Raw genomic sequence first — 1,429 nt, 5'->3', positions numbered from 1 at the left:
CAATGAGGATATAATCGCAGCTTTTCTCGATGATAAACCTATTACCCGCAGGGATAAGGGCGAAGACTTCGCTGCCTACGTTGAAAAGCGGCTCGCCATAGACTATAACCTGAATAAGATTGGTTACAGCCGTTATCAGAATGGGAAAAGCGCAATGAATATCTTTCGCCAATTTCTGCTGACGACAGGTAAAGGCACATATAAACCTGATGCAATCTATATAGGAGAAATATCAGTTGAGCTCATCGACAAATACATCAAGTGGCGGCGTGAGTTCAAGAATAACTCCGACCAGACCATCAACCACGCGCTTACCCCAATCCTAAAAGCATGTGACAGCGCATGTACCGCCGGATATATCGACCGAGAAGTTAACGCCGAGTTGCAGGATATGCGCATCCAAGAGAAAGCATCTCTCGAAGTAGAGGGTGAGAAGGAATTCGACGGCAACTATCTGACCAAAGACCAACTCCAAAAGTTAGTGGAGTTCTATGAGAAAGATACCGAACCGCGCCGTAAGGAATACATAGAGATGTTCCTGTTCGCTTTCCATGCCTGTGGACTACGTATTGTTGATGTCATGACCCTGCAATGGGGACATATCAACTTCGAGAAACGAGAACTGAGCAAAGTCCTCATCAAGACCAACCATCGCCATAAAATCCCATTGACAGATCCGGCTATCCGGATACTCCACAAATGGCAAGCGATGGGTCGTAGGAAGAAATACGTGTTCGACCTCGTAAAAGATGAACTGAGCCTCAACAATGCCGAAGCCCTCTATAAGGCCCGTAACACCGCCACCAAGTGCGTCAATCAAGCCCTGAACGTAGTTGGGCAAAAGCTGGAGATACCCTTCAGCCTCTCCTTCCACTCCTCGCGCCACACCTTCGCCGTACTTGCCCTCAACGATGGATTGAGCATGACAGTCATCAGTCGTCTCCTCGGCCACGGCAGCACCGACGTCACAGAAAAAGTCTACGCCAAATTCCTCCCTCAGACCCTCACCGCCGAAGTCGAACGCCTAGGCTACGCCTACTTGCCAGAAGAATTATGATAAAACTAAAAAGAGTCGGCAGAACACCATAGCTTGCGGCAAGCATTGCAACGGGGAACACGACTTTGGAGTGTTCCCAGCCGCCCACGGCAAGGATTTTTTGTGGTAACGGTCGAGTTACCCAAAATCCGAATAGTTGCTATTCGGACACCTTGCTGTGCTCCGTTGAGCACCAACGATGCCATGAGAACTTATGAGAAAAGAATCATGTTGGGGACTTGAAAATTTGGTGATACCTCGCCTATATTGGGAGATACATGTACAACCTCAAGCTATATCAGGCAGAAAATATTTGGAATTATAGGGTTTTGATAGCTTACTTTGCACCGTCAATGACAATGAAGAACCTCCATGTATGAATCTCCCCATTGT

General features: G+C 47.5%; 1 protein-coding gene. It reads left to right on the top strand.

Annotation, left to right across the window (positions count from 1 at the left end):
• On the top strand, window positions 1-1,057 hold a 1,057-nt coding region (locus tag C5O24_RS13315), incomplete at its 5' end, for a tyrosine-type recombinase/integrase (protein WP_107681972.1).
• Between the last annotated feature and the right edge of the window lie 372 nt (window positions 1,058-1,429).

This window comes from Paramuribaculum intestinale, from assembly GCF_003024925.1.
GTDB classification, from domain to species: Bacteria; Bacteroidota; Bacteroidia; order Bacteroidales; family Muribaculaceae; genus Paramuribaculum; species Paramuribaculum intestinale.
The sequence above is the reverse complement of the archived record's forward strand: the minus strand, read 5'-3'. Positions and strand labels throughout refer to the sequence as shown.